Below are 20,239 nucleotides of genomic sequence, written 5' to 3' on the forward strand. Positions count from 1 at the left end.
TCCTTAATAGATTCATCATTTAAGTTTTGCCAAGGGACAAATTTACGATTAAATTTGAGTAATTCCCCCTACGAAAAGTGTGCTGATCTAGCTCTCAATTCTGCTCTTCTTTAGTTTTATCAACGACGCATTACACCACTTCCTGTTTCACCTAACTTTCGAGTCATTTCACTGATTCATAGTTTGATACTTTCTAAAAACCGCCACACCTGATAATGATAATAATTATCTTTTAGATTGGTAAGGTGTTTATATGGATGGTATTAACTTAAGTCATGCATACCACAATGACCCGGTCATCCAGATCCGAGATTTGTGCGTCGATTACATCACTGATAATGGTGATTTTAATGCGGTAAAGTCCGTCAGCTTTGATATCGGCAAAGGCGAAGTATTTGGTCTTGCCGGTGAATCTGGATGTGGTAAAAGCACAATCGCATTCTCAATAAATCGTCTTCATAAGCCGCCAGCGTTCATTTCTGGCGGTAAAATATGGTTTGATGGCAAAGATATCCTTAGTATCTCAGACTCTGAACTGACCGCTCTAAGGTGGAGTGAAATCGCCATGGTGTTCCAGAGCGCGATGAACTCACTCAACCCTGTCTTAACGATACAAGAGCAATTTGCAGATGTGTTACGACATCATCAAGGCCTCACTAACGCTCAAGCAAAAGATAGAGCAGAAAAGTTGTTGGACTTGGTCAATATTCCTCGAGAACGCTTAGCAGAATATCCTCATCAATTTTCAGGAGGAATGCGTCAGCGCTTGGTGATAGCCATTGCTTTGTCTCTAAATCCAAAACTGATCATTATGGATGAACCCACAACAGCATTAGATGTAGTGGTACAGAGAGAAATTTTACAGCAAATTTATCAGCTTAGAGATGAGTTCGGTTTTTCAGTCCTCTTTATCACTCATGACCTGGCACTCATGAGCCAACTATGTGATCGAATTGCAATCATGCGTCACGGAGAAATCGTCGAAGTCAATCGAGCATACGATATACGCAATCATCCTCAACACCCCTACACGCAAAAGCTATGGGCTTCTTTCCCAAACATCCATGACGTCCACAAACAACCAGAGTTACAAGGAGCGTAACCATGAGCCAGCCTATCATCCAAATGAAAAATGTGATTAAAGAATTCAAAGTGGGCGGTGGTTTAGCGAAAGAGGAAACCTTTCGTGCGCTTCAAGGAGTGACTTTTGATCTGTACGCAGGAAAAACCTTGGCTTTGGTTGGAGAATCAGGCTGCGGTAAGAGTACTTGCGCTCGCTTAATAACCAAAGTCTACCCTGCAACGCAAGGCGAGATCCTTTTCAATGGCACTGACATAAATGAGATCACGTCACGATCGGCTCTACAAGAATATCGCAGTAAAGTACAAATGGTGTTTCAAGATCCGTTTGGCTCTCTCAATCCAACTCATACCATTCGCCATCACCTAACACGTCCTTTAAAAATTCATAAACAAGTCAAAAACGAGCGCGACATCCCAGCCCGCTTGGAAGAGCTCCTAAAGCTGGTGGAACTACCAGAAGAGACACTGAATAAGTTCCCTCACGAACTCAGTGGTGGGCAACGTCAGCGAGCAAACTTAGCAAGGGCTTTAGCGGTAGGTTCGCAAATCATTCTTGCCGATGAGCCTACGTCTATGCTGGATGTTTCTATTCGCTTGGGAGTGTTGAATTTAATGCAACGAATGAAGCAAGAACTGGGAATTGGTTTTTTATACATCACTCATGATCTGGCGACTGCGCACTACATCGCGGAAGAAACCGCAGTAATGTACAAAGGGCAAATCGTTGAATGGGGCGACACTCATTCAATACTTAAGAACCCGCAGCATCCTTATACTAAGCTGTTGATTTCTGCCGTTCCTGATCCTGACTTACCTTTTGGTAACTTAGTGAAAAATGAGCCAAACTATTCGATAGATGCCGATGAAATTCGTCAACGTAGCAGCATAATTGTCGACGAATTTGATCAAATAGGGCCAAATCACTATGTAAAACAATGGACTGAGGCAGCGTAATGGATTTGAGTACTTGGCAAGATCAAATCGCCATGTGGTACGAACAGCGGAAACATGATCAAGTAGAAAAATTGGAAACGATCTTATATCAGGTGCCTGATGACGTGTTTGGACCCGAATTGAGTGATCTTCAAAGTAAAGCGATTGCTTGCTGGTTGGATGGATGTTTACGCGTGTTTCAACATGCAAGGTACCAAGACCCTCAGAAAGCATATCAAACCTTGCTTTATACGAGTGCAAAGCTTGAACAAGCAGCATGCCAAGTCTCGACTGATATTCTGATCAAAGATTGGTGTTTGAGACGACTTCAGCATCTCACCGTTGTGGCGTTAGAGTTTTGTAATCAGCAGTGTGATCAAAACAAGTGGCAGGAACAAGCCCATAGCTTAATCGAATCACATGTTGCGTTGATGCGTTCATTACATTGGAATGAACCTAAGAAGCATGATCAAGGTTTGCCTCATTAGTCCGGAAAAATGATCAAGGCTTAATTAGCGGAATTTTAGGTAAAAAAAAGCGAGTTTCCTGAGGAGAAACTCGCGAAGTCTATTCAGAATGAATGTAACAATATGAGCCAATCTATTAATCATCAGAAAGGACAAAAGGTTGTCTATTCGGGATAAATAGTAGTATTAGGCTTGGCTTCTAATGTCAGTGGTTTGTAAGAGTTAAGTCTGTTTTTTATCATCGAAAGACATTGTTACATTTCAAACCGATACATCACACCTATAGCTTGATACACATCAAGCGACACTTTTAAATCGCCATTTCATCCAAGGCACGAAATACCATTTCATCCATGTGACCATCGAAGATTTGACGACAAACTTTCCGACGCACCGCTAACCCCGCAATCAAGCGCTCGATGGTAAGATGCTTAACATCGTTCTGGGTGTTAAACAGCTCGACGGTTTTACTTAATGTCTCATAAGGAATCGGCTCATCCCCTACCCTTAGCCAGTCGAGCTTCTCTATGTAATCTGAGCACTCTTCTTTGATTGAGGCATACGAGTGCCCTGTCATCGCAGACAAAGCCGTTATACTGCGTTCTAGAGCCTCTGGTGAGGTGTATTTAGATAGAGTAATGGTGATCTCATCAGCATTGATCTCTACCAAATGCTTTCTTTGCTTCACGCGTCTCCCTAAATTTCCTCTTGGAGACGGTGCTTTGCGTTGAATAGGCTCAAATTCGCCGTCTATGATGCCTGAGAGCTCCTCAAGCTGTTGTCGGGTTACCATCTCATTACGAAGTGGATTTGGCAGCGTAGGCGCCATGTTACGCTTTCCTGCGTTGGTCGTTCGCGCTCGCGAGTAACGTAAGACCTCTTCGACATCACATTTGATGTCGATCTGGTAGTCCATCACTTTGTCATTTTCGATCATGGTTTCGATCGTCAGGTGATAACCCCACAAATTAACGACGAATAGATCATCATTCCCTTTTCCATCAGACAAACGCTTTAGTTCTCGGATCAGATCCATGGAGAAACGTCGCCATTCAATGTTACGTGCAAGTTTCTGGTTTAACTCACTCAATAGCATGCAATCCGTGTGACGACGAACCATGCGACTACGGAAGAAAGAGTACAGTTGAAACACCAAAGTATGTTGTTTCAAGATCTCTGGCGGAAACAAGAAGAAATAATCGCGCGTTAACAGCTCTTCATAAAACGAAGGTTCCCAAACTAAAATATATAAGTTTGGCTTGATACGAATTTCACCATCGCTTCCCTCCACTGGTGCCTCTTCAGAGGCTGTGATGGTTCGAGCAAGAAAACGAAAACGATCACTTTTGAAGCCCTCTGGCATGTTTTCACTTAGCCAACGTCCAGTAAGTTCATGGAGCTGAAAATCAGTGAATTCAATGCGATCAATGCTATCGCGAATGGAATCACGAGCTGGGCCACTGTCTTTTTTGCCTCTGAGCGACAAAATATCAGTGATGTATAGCGGCGTTTTGTTTGGTACGTGAGCCGCATCAAGCTGATACTGATCTTTGTGATGATCATGATATTGAACCGTTAACGTGAAGAGAGCGAACAGGGTCATGAGATCATCCACAGTCATGATATTTTTGGATGATCGCGTCTCAATAACGGCTTTTGTGCCAGAGATCGACACCATGGATTTCTGATAACTTTTTCGAGTTCTTGGTGGCGCAAGTGCTTGGTCAATTATCCCAGCCCAATTTGTTGGAGATACAACAAATTGATCGGCTTCATCTTTCATCGTGGGAGGTGTGTTTAACCCGTGCTCATTCAACAAACGTTTGTTTACTTGAGTCTGAGCCAATGCTTTCGAACGTTTTTGTTTCTCGTTCTGGCGAACTTTGTCGGTAACAAGACTTGTTGCTCCCAACACAGATATAAGCTGATTGGGATTCACAAATTTATGTAGCATCGTTTTACCAGCAAGTCCCTCTTCAAAACGCACTGGAGTTTGAGTAAATAAACCAATATTTACTGCCGCGCGCAAACGTTGTTGCAGAGCTGCACGTGTGAGTTGCCCATCTGTTGCTTCCACAATCTCTGTGGTTGAAACCAAACCATCCTTGCTGCTGAAGCCTCGTAATGAGATCAGATTAAGCAACTCTAAGATGCTTTTGGTCACCCCTTTGAAATGTTGGTACTGCTCTACCCAATCCGCAGAGGATTCATGTACCTCAAAAAGATGGCCATCTTTGTGGCTTCTCGGTGCTTTAATCAGAATTTTTTCATCAGCCGTCATTTTAGATCCAGATCACACTAGCCGTAGTTGTGCTATGGTTCCGAAGAATAAAGAAAAACAGATCATAAATAAAGAAAAAAGATTGTTTTTTAAATAACTGATCTTTTTGATTAATCTGATCTTAATTGATTATATGATCTAATGATCTGGCTTGAAATTTCTTGCTAAGCTTTTGTTCTATAAGACTATTATTTCCATGTATTTCGGAACTATGATCATAAGAAGTCTGAAAGTATGATCAACAATAACCTGAAAGCATGATCATATTTATTCGTAAGCATGATCATTAAGGTTATGAAAAGATGATCAAAAGAGTCTTGAAACGATGATCATGATGTTTTTACAGGTTATCCACAGATGCAGTATTTAATAATGATCTTCACGATGATTATATTGTGCATTGGTGATGTTATTTATACTCGGATCGATGATCAAGAGCCAATATATTTATCGTTCTGGCGCCCATATTGATGAGATATCACTCATCTGATTAAAATATATTCAAGTCGCTCATATTTAGAAGTAAATCCTAGTCTCTGCTTATTTACAGGAAGCATGATCATGAGAGCGTGATTTATCATAGCAACTTGAGCAATTTCATTGTTCCGGCTTCTATAACGTCAATTTCTGCTCAATCCCCCATTCTGTCTGCACTCAACCGTAAATCAGAGAAGAAAACTCATGCTTCCGAGAGATTCTAAGGCTTGATCATATTTCCGATTAATGGATCTTATTTTATTTGCGTGTTTACACCGTACTCTGCTCAATTTTGCCATGATCATGCTTTCGGATTTGTTTATTAACACGGAAGCATGATCATAAGTATACCTTGATCATACTTCCATAGATGTTTCGCTGGAACTGCCCTATTTTGTTCGGAGACATGATCAAGGTGTTCAGGTCTTTATTGTTCCGATATTACTTACTATTTTTCGTTTAAATTAGGTTGGTCTAACATAATCCGTAATTTAGCTTAAGATTATAATCGTTCCGGTAGAAAATTGATTTACATTGTAAATGAGTGACGCTGTAACACTTTTTATTTTTAAGTTTAGGTGTCCACTTATGAGAAGATTATTTGATTAAAAATAGTTATCTTTTTGACCATAAATCATAAAAGCGTCGATTTGGGTGTTTTTTTATGTGATGGTAATTCAAAATGTTCGTGCACCTTTTTGTTGTTTTTGGTCTTTACTGCTGTACAATTGCAATTATAAATCCTTCCAACGGAATTTGGCATGAAAAGAGAAAAAACGATTGAAAACCTTCTTGAGTTAGCGGAGCTGACTCAGCAGGTTCAAGCTGACCGTATTGAAATTGTTTTAGAAGAGCGAAGCGATAACTACTTCCCACCAATGTCGAAAGCGATGATGGAAACCCGTTCTGGTCTAACTCGCCGTAAGCTCGACGACGCGATTGGTAAAATGGAAGCCGCTGGGCATCAATTTACTAAAAACAACGCGAATCATTATTCAATTACGTTAGAAGAAGCACACATGCTCATGGATGCGGCTGAAGTGCCTAAATTTCATGAGCGTAAAAAGAATTCAGGTAACAAACCTTGGATTATTAATGTGCAGAACCAAAAGGGCGGTACAGGTAAATCAATGACCGCGGTTCATTTAGCGGCATGTTTAGCGCTAAATTTGGATAAACGATACCGTATTTGTTTAATCGACTTAGACCCACAAGGCTCGCTACGTTTATTCCTCAACCCGCAAATCAGCATGGCAGAGCATGATAATATCTATTCTGCGGTAGACATTATGTTGGGTAACGTGCCTGATGGTGTGGAAATTGACAGTGAATTCTTACGTAAAAACGTATTGCTGCCAACGCAATATCCGAACTTAAAGTCGATTTCAGCGTTTCCAGAAGACGCGATGTTTAATGCGGAAGCATGGCAAACGCTATCTGAAGACCCATCACTCGATATCGTCCGTCTGCTGAAAGAGCAACTGATTGATAAAATTGCTGATGACTTCGATATCATTATGATTGATACCGGTCCACACGTTGACCCATTAGTATGGAATGCGATGTATGCATCAAATGCCTTGCTAATTCCTTGTGCGGCTAAGCGTCTGGACTGGGCTTCAACAGTAAACTTCTTCCAGCATTTGCCTACGGTATATGAAATGTTCCCGGAGGACTGGAATGGTCTTGAGTTTGTTCGCTTGATGCCAACCATGTTTGAGGACGACAATAAGAAGCAAGTTTCTGTTTTAACTGAAATGAACTATCTTCTAGGTGACCAAGTTATGATGGCTACTATTCCTCGTAGCCGTGCGTTTGAAACCTGTGCCGATACCTACAGCACAGTATTTGATCTGACAGTAAGCGATTTTGAAGGCGGTAAGAAGACACTAGCCACCGCGCAAGACGCTGTTCATAAAAGCGCACTGGAATTAGAGCGTGTCCTGCACTCTAATTGGCCGTCATTGAATCAGGGGTAATAAGTAAATGGCTTTGAAAACGTCTGAATTAAACGCGAAATTATTTGGCAAAACGAATAAGCGTCGTGTTGTGACTCCGCAAGAGGCGCAAACTGCGGCAAAAGAGAAAGCTCAAACGATTGAACTAGCAGTTGCAGGTGAAAATATTGTTCAGTTTGAACTTGTGCGTATTCCTGCAAATAAAGTTGCGACAGAAACAACAGTATTTGTTGATAACGCTCGTGAGCAATCGTTCTTAAACGAACATGCTTTATCTGATGTTTTAGTCACACTCAAAGAGCGTGGCCAACAATATCCAGCTGTGGGTCGTAGAACTGAAGATGGCAAGATCGAAGTTTTAGATGGTAGCCGTCGTCGCATGTCTTGTATCCTCGCTGAACAAGATTTTTTGGTTTATGTTGCTGACAACATCAATACTGACCATGCTAAGTTTTTGTCTGATGTGGCAAATGCTCACAAACCGCTCTCTTTATACGAAAAAGGGAAAGAGATGCAGGCTAAGCTTGATAGTGGTGAAGCTGAGGATCAGAAAGCATTGGCAAAAATGTTCCAGTGCAGTGAAGCGTTGGTAAGTGGTGCTTTAAAAGCCGCAGCATTACCGTTAGAACTGCTTCAAGCGTATCCGAATGTTGGCGATCTCGGTCGTCCAACTATCGTGAAACTGCACAAACAGTTTTCAACGCTAACGCCGGAGCAGCAGCAAGAGCTGTTAGATAAGTGTCGCTCTAGCGAAGGCTTTTTATGGCAGCGAAGCACAGCTCAAGGCGTTGCTCGTCTGACAAAAGAAGTCACGGAAAGCATCGAAAACTGGATTGCTGAGCTTGCACCAGCAAAACCTGGCAAGAAGACCGAAAAAGTCGACTTAGTAAAAGGTCGAGCAAGCTATAGCCGAAAAGGTAGCAGCCTGGCGTTGAACTTGAAGAAAGTTGACGACAGCTTAATGGAAGAGATTCTTGCGTTTGTACAAACCAAACTGCAATAACAAATGATGATTGAATCAACCGCCTCCGGGCGGTTTTTTTATATCTGAGAAGCGTCAAATTAAAGATGTGATACCATTACGTCAGTTCAACGTTGGATAGACAAAATGCAGACACAATCTGATTTCCTTTCATCACTTCAACATCAAGCTCACCAATCTTTCCAAAGGATTGGTGTTGTCATTCAAGGCGAGGCTTCTTGGCAAAATGCGTTGATGTCAGAGTTCCATAAAACGCAGCGCCATCAACGTTGGTTTTCTGTTGGTGATTTTGGTTTGAAAAACGTATCCAGTGTTTCGTCTAAACAAGGGCACATGTTGCTAGGCAGAGAGTGTGACGTTCTATTGTTTGATGCTCGAAATGGCTTTGACGCCAATAGTTTTACCGCCGCGCTTGGCTCATTGGTTGGCGGCGGTTTTCTTATTGTCATTACTGAGCTGCGACAAACTGCGAATTTTTCTCAGCAATGGATGCACAAACAATGGGAGAAGCTCGTTGTTATTGAGCAAGACAAACCATTGCCAACGGCTCCAGACATCAAGCAAGCAGAAAAAGAAAGCCACTACAGGGAACAAGAACATGCCATTTCTCTAATTGAAAAGGTGGTGACAGGACATCGAAAGCGACCATTAATTTTGACCGCTGATCGTGGGCGTGGAAAAACAAGTGCCCTCGGCATTGCGTGTGCGAACTTATTAAAGCAGAAGCCGCTTAGAATCTTAATTACGGCACCATCTATAAAAGCCGTTGAGCCTGTTTACCAACATGCTTTGCGGCTACTTCCTAATGCGCAGCGTATTAGGAAGGACAGATTAGAATCAGGGCAGGGAGCCATTCAATTCATTGCTCCTGACGAACTTCTATCGAGCAGACCTGAATGTGATTTGTTACTTGTCGATGAAGCGGCTGCAATTCCAGTTCCTATGCTCAAAAGCATTACCGAACATTATCATCGACTCGTTTTTTCTACGACTATTCACGGTTATGAAGGTTGTGGCCGGGGCTTTACGATTAAATTTGTTGATTGGCTTCAGAAACAGCGTTCGGGAATGAAAACATGGCACATGACACAGCCCATCCGCTGGAGCATGAATGATGCGCTCGAATCATGGCTCTATGACGCGTTTTTGTTGGATGCGGAGTTAACGCACCATCAACTTAACCAGGTCGACTCAACTTCCCTTTCTAAAGCTGATAAGGACGATTTAATATCGCAGCCTAGTTTGCTGCGCGAGTGCTTCGCTCTTTTGGTGAATGCTCATTACCAGACCTCGCCGAATGATTTGATTCACCTTTTGCAAGACGACAACAGTCAGCTCTATTTTGCTAAGCAAGATAACGCGGTTGTGGGGGTGATATTAACGGTCGAAGAGGGGGGCCTTGACGATGAATTGGTTGAAGAAATCCAGCTTGGTAAGCGTCGTCCTAAAGGACACTTAGCGCCCATTACGATTGCAAACCACCTAGGATTTCCGAATGTCGCGAATCTATCGACGCTGCGAGTCATGAGAATTGCGGTTCATCCGGAATTGCAAGGAAGAGGCATCGGTCAAAAAATGCTGCAGCAACTTGATCAAATGGCGGCTAAACACATTGCTTACTTATCCACGAGTTTCGGTGCGACGGAAGAGTTGCTCTATTTCTGGCGACAATCGAACTTCCGTGCAATTCGTTTAGGGTCAATGCGCGATGCTGCTAGCGGTTGTTATTCAGTCTTGATGGTCAAACCTTGTGATTCCCAACAGACGGCTTGGGTCGACCAATCTCAGGCGCTATTTGAAGAAATGTTGTCTAACAATGTGGCTGACGTCTATCCAAAATTAGAAGCCTCTATTTTTCGAGCTCTATTACCGCAACCTTTGGGAATGAGTCCACTTCATCCCGCTAAGTTATTACTAATTGAATGCTATGCTGATGGTGGTAACAGTTATGAGTCCGTGTCTGCTTGGCTTCAGCAGTGGTTACTTAACTTAGGTTTGAACTCCGCTTCCGACTTGATGATCAGTAAGCTTTTTCTTAACCGTAGTTGGACTGAATGTGCTCAGCAATTTGGTTTACCTGGAAGAAGGCAAGTTGAGCAGCAGTTAAGGGACGAAGTAAGACACATTTGGAACGATTTACACTGTAAACACTAAAGGGAAATTTACACTGTAAATGAAATTATTAGGAGCTGATTTTACACTGTAAATCCAGCTCCTTTTTATTTCGGCGTGTATTTTGATTGAGCTTTAGGTTAAATCGAAATGCTCTCTTAATATCTGTTTAACCGTTATTGATGGATTACTTTCTTTAGTGACGTGAGCCCTATAATAAGAAATGCGAGGTTTGTTCAGAAAACGGATTTGGGTAGACTGAAAGTGTTGATGGGAAGCAAAGTGGTAAGGGTATGTGGAAGCTGTGTCTTGAGTTATCTGAAGATAAGACCAAGGTGATAGCCCGTCTTCCGGGAGAAGTGGACCTCGGTGGTGAGCTAAATCAAAATGAATTAAACGAGCAGCTCGTCGCAATGAACGCTGAAAAGATGTTTGTTGTTGAGGGGGAAGTCGTGAGATTCATTAACTGCGCCAAAGAACGTAAAGCCGAGGCCTACGAAGGCATCGTCATTGCGGAAAAACACAACGCGCAAGTTGAGGTTGAATTATCGAATAATGACATGCTCGCCAGTATGAACGTTGTCGGCGCGTACGGAGGCCGAGGTTTACGTGGCCCCGAGATTGTTCAAGCCCTTGCTCAAGCGCGAGTTTCGAAAGGCATCAACAAACTGGCTTTGAAGAAAGTGTTGGTTGTCAGCACTCAGCTCAAACCCGGCGAAACTTTTTCTCAACCTGTAGCGGTTGGTAAGCAACCTATCAAAGGCAAAGACGCTCTTTTTACTCCTCTTGTTAAAGACATCACCAAACGCATCCTCAAACCCAAAGACGGCCAATCTGCTAGCGACAAAATTGATTTACGTAACCTCGGTGAAACTATCGCGGTTGACGTAGGCGATGAGGTGATGCGCCGCACGCCTGCGACCAAAGGTACGCCTGGTTTTACTGTTCAAGGGCGAGTGATTCCTCCACAAGCCGGAAAAGACAGCCCAATGAAGCCAGGCAAGGGCACTGAGATAAGCAAGCAAGACCCAAACCTATTGATTGCATCGGTATCCGGTACGCCTCTGATTAAAGACAAAACCATCGAAGTTGATAACGCACTCTGCCTCAATAGCGTTGGCGTGAATACAGGCCACGTGAAATTCAAAGGGAATGTGATTATCGGTGGCAACATTGAATCTGGCATGATTGTTAAAGCGACGGGTTCTATTACTGTAGGCGGCTTCATTGAATCGGCTGACGTACAAGCGCAAGACGACATCCAAGTTGGTAAAGGGATCATTGGCCACACCGTGAGTGATGGCCAGCCAAAGAGTTGTCACGTCAAAGCCAAAGGTTCGATTCGCGCAAGCTACGCCCAATATTGTGATTTGCAAGCCGGAGAAGATATTGAATTGGCGGTGCACAGCATGAATAACGATATTGTTTGTGGGCGCAATCTGACGGTGCTGGATGCGAACGGTAGGAACGGTACGCTCAGCGGCGGAGATGCAAAAGTCGGTGACAAAGTGGTGTGCTTGCAATTGGGCGTAGAAGGCGACACCGCCACTAAGGTAGAAGCGTTCGCGCGCTATTCTGCATTTAAGGAGCGATTAGCAGAGCTCAAAGATCAATACAAACGCGCTCAAGAAGGCACGATGGATGTGATTCGTAAAGAGCTCGAATTTAAGAAACGTCCTAAAGCCGAACGTACCGACGAAGAACAAGCTCAGATTGATGTGATGAAAACACAAAACAACGAGCAGCTTGAAGCGATAAAGCAAAAGCTAGAACAAACGGAACATGACTTTGAAGTCGCGTTAGAAGAAAATATTGTCGAAGCCAAAGAGCGTGTCTTCACTCGCGTGACGGTGCAGTTTGGCGACGAGCAAGTAACGACAAAGCGTACTCATGGCGGTTGTTCGTTCCGTTTCAATCAATACGAAATTAAAGTCTCGGCGAACTTGGAAGAAGAGGACGTCGCTGCGGTTTAAGCTTTCTTATTCACTGAGCCCACACGTCGCAACAAGATGTGTGGGCTTTTGTTTATCTACAAATCGACAATGTGCTCTTGATAGTAGTCCGCAAGCGCACCGACTTGGCTGCTACACATTACTTTCATTGCTTGTTTAATGTGTTCTATTGGCCAGTTCCACCATTGGATATTGAGTAGAGTTTCAATCTCTTTATCGCTGAATCGTTGACGTACGACTTGGTTGTTTCCAACCACCACCGAATAAGGTTGGACGTCTTTCGTCACTACTGCGCGTGCTCCGATGACGGCTCCATCGCCGATGTTTACTCCGGGCATGATCATCGCCTCGCTGCCAATCCAAACATCGTTCCCCACCACCGTGTCTCCGGCACGCTCGAAGCCGTCTTGTACGCCTTCTCCAAATTCTTCAGGAGAGAAGGGGAAGGTCGAAATCCAGTCAATGCGATGACCTTGATTTCCTGCCATCATGAAGGTGGCTCCAGAAGCGATGGAACAAAACTTGCCAATGATTAATTTGTCGATGCTATCGGGTTCTCTACTTTGCCATTCTTGAAGTGTGACGGGGTCACCCAACAAGTAGCGTACCGCTTGCTCTTCGAAGCTTTTTTGATGATAGAAGCCCGAGTAATAGCTGTAATCGCCAACGATGATATTGGGATTAGTGATGTGATCTTTAATGACTTGACCTTTTAACCACGTGTCGAAAACACTCATAACTCATCCTTTCAAATTTAGGTTGTACAGAGTTTAGAGGCTTTCTATTATTTCCAGTAGTTTGATTTTAGAGATTCAGAATTACTGTATGGAAATAAAATGGCTCAGCTACGTGCCACTTTACGTCGCTTTGTGCGAGGAGCGAAGTATTGCTGGCGCGGCAAAGCGCCTGAATTGTTCGAATGCGCATGTAAGTCGGCAACTTAAACAGCTTGAAGAGATATTGTCGGTGCAGCTTATTCAGCGAACTACGCGCCAGTTTAATTTGACCTACGACGGTTTGCGGTTTTATCAGCAGGTAAAGCAACTGCTCGAAAGCGCTGAGCAGATCAATGAGCAAGTCATGGCAAACGAGATCGTATCGGGAAAATTGAGAATAGCGGCGTCCGCTTCTTTCGGAGCCGCGTTACTCAGCCAAACATTGATCGAGTTTCGATTGCAACATCCACAAGTGAGCGTCGAAGTGATCTTCACAGAGACACCTCTCGACTTGATTGAGGCCGGGTTTGATATCGCATTCTACTTTACCGATACTCCCCCAGAGGGATACGTCGGCCATCAGCTACGCACTTTACACTGTAAACCGATCGCTCATCGCTCGTATTTAGCTGATAAACCAAATGTAAGTACGCCAGAGGATCTTGGTGACTTAAAGCACATCCTTTATAAAAGTCGCGACTTGGTGTTAGACAAGTGGACGTTTACGCATAAGCAAACTCAACAGCAGTGCTGCATTGAGTTAGAAAGTACGCTGAGTTTTAATCTTGTCCAGTCCATGTTGGATGCTACTTTGGCTGGCTGTGGTGTAGCCATGTTAGATGAATTTGCACTGGCTAAACTCGACCCTGTACAAAAAGAACAACTCGTGAGTTTGCTGCCAGAATGGCAAACGGATGCGATTTTGCCGCTTTATCTGCTTTACCCAAAACGTGAGCACTTACCAAGAAGAACGCGAGCGTTCATCGAACACTTTAGGAACATATATTCTGTCGGCGAGTAGCAACAACAAACTTAGCAACAATTGAGGAAGCAAAGGAATGCGAAAACACTGTATTGCGATTGGCGGTGGGGGCTGGATGATGGGAGAGAATCCGAGCCCGCTCGATCAATACATTTTGTCTTTGTCTGGTAAGGAGAATCCAAACATTTGTTTTCTACCGACAGCCACGGGAGACGCCGATGAAGTGATTGAACGTTTTTACGATGCGAAGCTTAGTGAAAACGTGACCCATTTTCCGCTGTTTAAGTTTGAAGCTGGTTGGAAAGAAACGCTATTTGAACAAGACATCATTTACGTCGGTGGCGGTAATACGCGTTCGATGTTGGCCATTTGGCGCGAATGGGGAATCGATAGAATACTCAAGCAGTGTTATGAACAAGGCATCATCATTTGTGGCATGAGCGCAGGTGCAATTTGTTGGTTTGAGTTTGCGGTGACAGACAGTGATCCCGAAGCATACCAAGTTATGCGTTGTCTTGGATTTATTGACGGTTTGGCTGCGGCGCATTTTTCTCATGTAGGTGAGAAGTTCGAGGTTTTCCAAGCCTTTGCTCGTTCTCAACCGAGCATCACTTGTTATGGCATTCACGATTATGCGGCATTGCACTTTGTTGATGGAAAATTGTTAGCTACTGTCACCAGCTTCCCTGATGCAGGCGTATTGGTTAAAATAGGTAACGAAGAAAACATATGGCGAGGGTGAGCTTCTTCAAATCAGCATTAAAGGCAATAACTACTGACCGGACACAGAAGAAGCTCATGGATTCAGCTAACTTACATTAAGTATCGTGCTTACAGCTCGTAACGTAGACCTAAGTGGTAGTAGCTTTCGTCTGCGTGCGCACCGCCAAATGAGACTTCTTGTCCATTGCTGTAGCCACGCGAGCCGTTACGATCAACGTAGTTTGTGTAGATAGAAGAACGAGGCGTCAGTTTGTATTGCACTTCTAGCGTTGTATCTTTCAGCTCTAGCTCGTCACCATCACTGTTTTCTAAAGAACGATAACCAGCACGCAGTACCCATTTGTCATTTACACTGTAAACCGCCGTTAGTTCCATCACTTTGTCGGTACTGGTTTGTGAGTAATGGCCCTCTAGTTCATCTTCCGAGTACAACGCACCCAACATCAAATCACCTAGGTAGTAACGCGTACCTGCGCCCCAGAATGTGTAATCGGTGTCGTTGCTTTCACGTGCATCACCTTTATTTTTCTGCATCGCCACCACTGGCGCCAAGGTACCCAAATTCCCCATGTCTAGCGTATAACGCAGTGCAGCGTTGTAACCGTAGTCAAGCTCAGAAGTGTTGTTTCCTAAAATGTACGCGACAGAAAAGTCGAAATTACCTAGGCTGTTTTGATATTGCAGCGTGCCATCTTGACGGAAAACTTGCGTCGCGGTGTTGTCGACTTTATTCGCTTGGCGCGCCATAGAAACATCGGAAGAGGCGAACACATCACCAATGTCGGTAAACATAATCAATCCAGATGCCACGCGACCACCAGTAATGCGACCATAATCTTTCGCATCAATACCCGCCCATACATAACGTGCGGTCAGAGACGGTTTGTCGTTTACTTGGTTTGCGTATTCAGCGGCACCCACTTGGTATTGCGCTTGGCCGATGATCGACGCGTACTCGTTGATGGTTTGTGAACCGTTTAAACCAATACGGCCATCAAACTCGCCATTTGCATCGCCATGCTCATCATTTTTACTGGTGACATTGAAACCAAGACGAGAGTAAATATTTAAAACTGACCCATCTTCCGCTTGATACAGCTGCGCTGCCATTGCGTTTGATGCCATCAATGTTGGGAGAAGTAGAGTCAAAATGTGCTTTTTCATGATTAACGACCTTTCATTTCTATTGTTTTAGGTACGACAAAGCCCCTTCCGAGTAACGGAATAAGAAAAACTGTCGTGAAGTAGAGAGAGGGTGCGCCCTTGTTTGCCAAGGGCGCGAGCTAGTCCATTCCTATAGGGGAAGAATGATTTAGCTTAAATCGACGTCTTTGCAGCCAAAGAAGTAAGTCGCGAGGAAGCCGACGATGTAAGAGATAAGCAGGCCAGCAACAAACACCATCATGCCCGGGAAGATGCCATTTTCAGATGTCATGAGAGGAATCGCCACGATACCGGATGGGCCAAACACCGTATTAAGACCAACTGGTAAGCCAAGGTAAGAAACTAAACCGATAAAGAAGCCGCCCGCAGCACCACCAATACAAGCGGTAACGAATGGTTTTACGCGTGGTAATGTCACGCCGTAAATCAATGGTTCGCCAATGCCTAGAAGACCCGGAATAATAGCGCCTTTAACTTGAGTGCGCAGTAGAGCGTCTTTTTTGGCTTTGAAATACAGCGCCATTGACGCGCCAACCTGACCGCCACCTGCCATCGCCAGGATAGGGAATAGCGAGTTAAAGCCCTGTGCTTCCATCAATGCGAAGTACACTGGAACAAAACCCTGGTGGATGCCAAATACCACAGAAATTAAGAACAAACCTGCCAAGATTGCAGCGCCTAATGGGTTATCGTTCAAGTTGAGGAACAACCAAGACATCCCTTTAAACAGCTCGCCGCCGATCGGCATGATGATCAAGAAGGTTACCGCACCCATGATCAATAGAGTGATAACGGACGTTAAGATCATGTCCAGATCATCTGGCATGTATTGACGAACCTTACGCTCGACTTGTGCACCGATGATCGCTGCTAAAAGTACGCCGATAATGTTGCCGCGCGGATCAATCGCAAAGCCGAAAAACTCGTTCATGCCAGAGTAAATGCCGGATGTCGCCTCTGGGTTGTAACCCAGCACAAACAAAGAGGCGAGAATGGCACCATTAACACCAGAGCCGCCAAATGCTTGCTGCGCGTTGTAACCAATCAGAATACTTAGGAAAGCAAACAGACCCTTACCAAAGACTTTCATGTAGGCGATCAGATCCAACATAAACTGGCTTGGTGTCTGGTCGAGAACAAACATTTGTTCCAATAACGTCGCAAAACCTAGCAACAAACCAGCGGCAATAAAACCAGGGATCAACGGCGTAAAGATGGTGGCAAACTTGCTTAAAAAACGCTGAACCGCACTGGTTTGTTTGCTCTTCATCTGTTTTTTCTGCTCGGCCGCGACGGCAGAAAGATCTTGTTGCGGCTTATCTGGTTCTTCACTATCACCAGAGGTTAAGCTGTCGATCAATTGATTCATCATCTCAGCTGCTTGTTGAGCTTTTCCGGGACCGAGAATGATCTGAAACTGCTCATCGCTTTCCACCACACCCATTACGCCGGGAATTTGCTTGATAACTGATTGATCAGCCAAGCCATTGTTGGCGAGCGATAAACGCAAACGCGTCATACAGTTACCACATTTGCTTACGTTGCTACTGCCACCTACTGCGGACAGCAACTGCGATACTGTGTTTGAAGTTATTTTTGCCATAGGGTCTATCCTTCAGAACTCGGATTATTTAGTTATTATTTAGTGCTGCGCGAATAAAGCCGTTGTGCGCGGCGAGGCGTGATTTGGCTTGTTCGGCATCCAAATCGGCCAAAATCATTAAGATGGCGGTTTTGCAGTGGCGACCGCAGGCATTTAATGCTCGCTCTGCTTCTTCTTTTGATGCGTCGGTTGCTTCCACAACAATGTTGGTTTGGCGTTGGATGAGCTTGGCGTTAGTGGCTTCTACATCCACCATTAAGTTGCCAAATACCTTACCGCTACGAATCATTGCGCCTGTCGTGAGCATGTTTAGCACCAGTTTTTGTGCGGTGCCAGCTTTCATGCGAGAAGATCCAGTGACAACCTCTGCGCCAACTATCGGCAGAATCGCGATGTCGGCCGCTTCTGCCATGGCACATTCTGGATTACAGGCGATAGATGCGGTCGTGGCTCCGATGGATTTAGCGTAGTCCAAACCACCTATTACATAAGGTGTACGGCCACTCGCTGCAATGCCTACAACCACGTCATGCTTGGTGAGGTGAAGTGCTTTTAAGTCGTCTTGACCCATTTTCGCGTTGTCTTCTGCGTTTTCTACCGCTTTTAAAATCGCTTGATGTCCACCAGCAATTAAGCCAATCACCATATCTGGATGCGTGCCGTAGGTAGGAGGACACTCGCTTGCATCAAGAATGCCTAAGCGACCTGACGTACCAGCTCCCATGTAAATTAAACGGCCACCATTTGCAAAAGCTTGGGTAATTGCGTCAACTGTCTCTGCAATTTGTGGTAGCACCGCTTTTACCGCGAGCGGGACTTTTTGATCCTCTTCATTAATGACTTGCAGCATCTCGATGGTCGAAAGCGTATCGATCTCGGCACTGGCTGGGTTACGGCTTTCTGTCACCAATCTGCTTAAATCAATTTTCATGTTTTGCACTCTTCGTAATGTTCAATCTGAGGGCGATTTTATGGAATAAAATATTCAGGTTTGGTGATAAAAATCACACTTGAGGTTATTCTTTATGCAGGAGAAATTTGGAATAATGAGAGAAAATATACGTCTATTACATCCGGGATTAACTGTCTTGGTTAGAATAATCAGGGGGTTAAATCAAACGCCTATTATTTCTGTTTTGGAATAATTTATTTAAAATTTTTGAGGTTTTTGTTGTGTCAGTTATCAATAGGATAGTCGCGAGGCGTACTCAGCTTTCGCAAAGTGGTCGTTTGGTTGGCGATTGGATTGTTGAAAACGCAGAAAAGGCGGCGCTGCTCACCAGCCAAGAACTTGCGGCGCAAGTAAAAGTGAGTCAATCGAGCATTGTGAAATTTACTCAGCGTATCGGCTTTAAAGGTTACAGCGAGTTTAAGTTAGCTCTGAATGAAGAGATTGGCCGTAAGCATGCGATGCAGTCGACACCGCTGCACAGTGATATTTTGGCTGACGACCCCATTGCGGTAATTTCACAGAAACTGGTGAAAGCAAAAACAGATGCTATGTTTCAAACCACCAATACGCTGTCTTACGAAGCGTGTCACCAAGCGGTGAAATGGTTGAGTGAAGCGCGTCGAGTGCAAGTGGTCGGGATTGGGGGCTCTGCACTGACCGCGAAGGATTTAAGCTTTAAACTGCTTAAACTTGGTATTACGGCGCTTTCTGAACAAGACAGCCACGTGCAGATTGCTGTTGCCCGCACGCTCTCTCCAGAAGATGTTCAGATCGCAATCTCGTTTTCGGGTGAGCGCAAAGAAATTCTCGTCGCGGCAGAAGCGGCAAAAGAGCAGGGCGCGAAGGTGATTGCGTTATCTGCGCCTGGAAGAAGTCGCTTGCGCGGTATTGCCGATATTACGTTTGATACGATTGCCAATGAAACGGAACATCGCAGCTCATCCATTGCTTCGCGTACCGCGCAAAACGTGATCACCGATTTGCTGTTTATCATCTTGGTTCAGCAAAGAGACGACAGTGCCCGTCAGTTGATCAGCGATATCAGTACCGACATCAAACAGATCCTCACATGATCGCTTGTTTAACAGCGGACTAGAGATCCGGATCGTGCCTCAGCAAAGCAATAAAAGCAGAGAGATGTTTTTCAATGGTGAGATCGGCAGAAATCGCGGGCAATTCCAACGTGATGCAAGGTAAATCACGTTCACTACACCAAGTGCCGAATGAGCCGGGTGTTTCGTAGTCGACATCGTCAACGATTGGCAGTTGGAACTGCTCGTGGAGCCATTTGGCAAGGTCGGAATGTTTGGGATCATCCACAAAAGCAAGCGGTTCATGAAACGACACCACAAACTTTGGCTTGCGCAGTTCAATCAAGTTAATTAATGCGCTAACTTCAGGCTCTAGTTGGTTTTTAGTGCCGGTTTTCACCTGTACGTCTCGAACGGGTGTGTGAGAGCTCCATCGATACACTGTGCCATGCTCAGTCCAATTTTGGGTTGGAAACGCGCGATTGAGATCCACTTGGTTTGCATTTGCGCGTGTGCCTAGCTGGTTGCCGTCAGGATTCATTGACAGAATCACATCATGTCGTAAGTTTTCAGCAGGCAAGCTTCTTAGCGCGCAGGACAAACCTGCAATCGAGGCTGTCTCATCCCCGTGAGTGCCTGCCAAAATCAAACCTCGTGAAGCACTTTCGACTTGAGCCGGAAAATACAGTAATGGCGCACCAAGCACGGATTGACCGTATGATGTTGGCCGAATTAAAAATGCCGCTCTTTCCGTTCTTGGAATTAGACTCACCGTAATCTCCTGATTGATGAAGTAGTATCAATATCTAAGCTAATTACACCT

At 44.5% G+C, this 20,239-nt stretch carries 16 protein-coding genes; 10 read left to right on the plus strand and 6 right to left on the minus strand.

Features of this window, described 5'->3' with window-relative positions; all coding sequences use genetic code 11:
- Window positions 1-253: 253 nt before the first annotated feature.
- From R7Z47_RS00530 to R7Z47_RS00540, 3 genes are read left to right on the plus strand one after another with little or no spacing between them, the layout of a single operon-like run.
- Window positions 254-1,102, plus strand: a complete 849-nt coding sequence (locus tag R7Z47_RS00530) for an ABC transporter ATP-binding protein (protein ID WP_005374497.1) — start codon at window positions 254-256, stop codon at window positions 1,100-1,102.
- Between the two features lie 2 nt (window positions 1,103-1,104).
- On the plus strand, window positions 1,105-2,037 hold the full coding sequence (locus R7Z47_RS00535; RefSeq protein ID WP_025768714.1) for an ATP-binding cassette domain-containing protein: 933 nt from the start codon (window positions 1,105-1,107) through the stop codon (window positions 2,035-2,037).
- Window positions 2,037-2,504, plus strand: coding sequence for a hypothetical protein (locus tag R7Z47_RS00540; RefSeq protein ID WP_005374501.1), 468 nt, complete (start codon window positions 2,037-2,039; stop codon window positions 2,502-2,504). Before R7Z47_RS00535 ends, R7Z47_RS00540 begins: the two co-directional genes overlap by 1 nt.
- Before the next feature lie 289 nt (window positions 2,505-2,793).
- Here R7Z47_RS00540 and R7Z47_RS00545 read toward each other — a convergent pair whose 3' ends face one another.
- Window positions 2,794-4,764 carry a replication initiator protein RctB domain-containing protein gene (locus R7Z47_RS00545; RefSeq protein WP_017635223.1) on the minus strand — a complete coding sequence of 657 codons (1,971 nt, stop codon included), beginning with the start codon at window positions 4,762-4,764 and terminating at the stop codon, window positions 2,794-2,796.
- A gap of 1,238 nt (window positions 4,765-6,002) precedes the next feature.
- On the opposite strand from R7Z47_RS00545, the gene R7Z47_RS00550 reads away from it, so the two are divergent.
- The 4 genes from R7Z47_RS00550 (at window position 6,003) to R7Z47_RS00565 (ending at window position 12,266) form a co-directional block, all read left to right on the plus strand.
- Window positions 6,003-7,220: an AAA family ATPase gene (locus tag R7Z47_RS00550; RefSeq protein WP_005374503.1), complete on the plus strand. Its 1,218-nt coding sequence runs from the start codon at window positions 6,003-6,005 to the stop codon at window positions 7,218-7,220.
- Window positions 7,221-7,227: 7 nt separating this feature from the next.
- Window positions 7,228-8,202, plus strand: coding sequence for a ParB/RepB/Spo0J family partition protein (locus tag R7Z47_RS00555; protein ID WP_054729745.1), 975 nt, complete (start codon window positions 7,228-7,230; stop codon window positions 8,200-8,202).
- A gap of 105 nt (window positions 8,203-8,307) precedes the next feature.
- On the plus strand, window positions 8,308-10,335 hold the full coding sequence (locus tag R7Z47_RS00560; protein ID WP_318113042.1) for a tRNA(Met) cytidine acetyltransferase TmcA: 2,028 nt from the start codon (window positions 8,308-8,310) through the stop codon (window positions 10,333-10,335).
- A 251-nt stretch (window positions 10,336-10,586) separates the two neighbouring features.
- Window positions 10,587-12,266 carry a DUF342 domain-containing protein gene (locus R7Z47_RS00565; protein WP_258485582.1) on the plus strand — a complete coding sequence of 560 codons (1,680 nt, stop codon included), beginning with the start codon at window positions 10,587-10,589 and terminating at the stop codon, window positions 12,264-12,266.
- A gap of 56 nt (window positions 12,267-12,322) precedes the next feature.
- On the opposite strand, the gene catC is transcribed toward R7Z47_RS00565, so the two are convergent.
- Window positions 12,323-12,982, minus strand: a complete 660-nt coding sequence (gene catC, locus R7Z47_RS00570; RefSeq protein WP_021821184.1) for a type C chloramphenicol O-acetyltransferase — start codon at window positions 12,980-12,982, stop codon at window positions 12,323-12,325.
- An 88-nt stretch (window positions 12,983-13,070) separates the two neighbouring features.
- On the opposite strand from catC, the gene R7Z47_RS00575 reads away from it, so the two are divergent.
- Both R7Z47_RS00575 and R7Z47_RS00580 read left to right on the plus strand, forming a co-directional pair.
- Entirely contained in the window at window positions 13,071-13,982 is a 912-nt protein-coding gene (locus tag R7Z47_RS00575; protein ID WP_318129748.1) for a LysR family transcriptional regulator, read from the plus strand.
- A gap of 37 nt (window positions 13,983-14,019) precedes the next feature.
- Complete coding sequence (locus tag R7Z47_RS00580) at window positions 14,020-14,685, plus strand: peptidase E (RefSeq protein WP_005383590.1); 666 nt, start codon at window positions 14,020-14,022, stop codon at window positions 14,683-14,685.
- A gap of 89 nt (window positions 14,686-14,774) precedes the next feature.
- Here the strand turns inward: R7Z47_RS00580 and R7Z47_RS00585 are convergent, their stop codons facing one another.
- The 3 genes from R7Z47_RS00585 to murQ all read right to left on the minus strand — a co-directional run bounded on the left by R7Z47_RS00585 (window position 14,775) and on the right by murQ (window position 18,364).
- Window positions 14,775-15,830 carry a porin gene (locus R7Z47_RS00585; protein ID WP_005383589.1) on the minus strand — a complete coding sequence of 352 codons (1,056 nt, stop codon included), beginning with the start codon at window positions 15,828-15,830 and terminating at the stop codon, window positions 14,775-14,777.
- Between the two features lie 148 nt (window positions 15,831-15,978).
- Window positions 15,979-17,433: a PTS N-acetylmuramic acid transporter subunit IIBC gene (murP, locus tag R7Z47_RS00590; protein WP_005383588.1), complete on the minus strand. Its 1,455-nt coding sequence runs from the start codon at window positions 17,431-17,433 to the stop codon at window positions 15,979-15,981.
- Between the two features lie 28 nt (window positions 17,434-17,461).
- Complete coding sequence (murQ, locus tag R7Z47_RS00595; protein WP_005383587.1) at window positions 17,462-18,364, minus strand: N-acetylmuramic acid 6-phosphate etherase; 903 nt, start codon at window positions 18,362-18,364, stop codon at window positions 17,462-17,464.
- Window positions 18,365-18,606: 242 nt separating this feature from the next.
- Here murQ and R7Z47_RS00600 point away from each other — a divergent pair, with 242 nt between their 5' ends.
- The gene (locus R7Z47_RS00600) at window positions 18,607-19,458 is read left to right on the plus strand and encodes an SIS domain-containing protein (RefSeq protein ID WP_005383578.1); all 852 of its coding nucleotides are present in this window, start codon (window positions 18,607-18,609) and stop codon (window positions 19,456-19,458) included.
- A 19-nt stretch (window positions 19,459-19,477) separates the two neighbouring features.
- On the opposite strand, the gene mpaA is transcribed toward R7Z47_RS00600, so the two are convergent.
- Complete coding sequence (gene mpaA / locus R7Z47_RS00605; protein ID WP_104980274.1) at window positions 19,478-20,188, minus strand: murein tripeptide amidase MpaA; 711 nt, start codon at window positions 20,186-20,188, stop codon at window positions 19,478-19,480.
- Window positions 20,189-20,239: the final 51 nt, after the last annotated feature.

The sequence above is a fragment of the Vibrio sp. 1641 genome, from assembly GCF_033339995.1.
In the GTDB taxonomy this organism is placed as follows: domain Bacteria; phylum Pseudomonadota; class Gammaproteobacteria; order Enterobacterales; family Vibrionaceae; genus Vibrio; species Vibrio alginolyticus.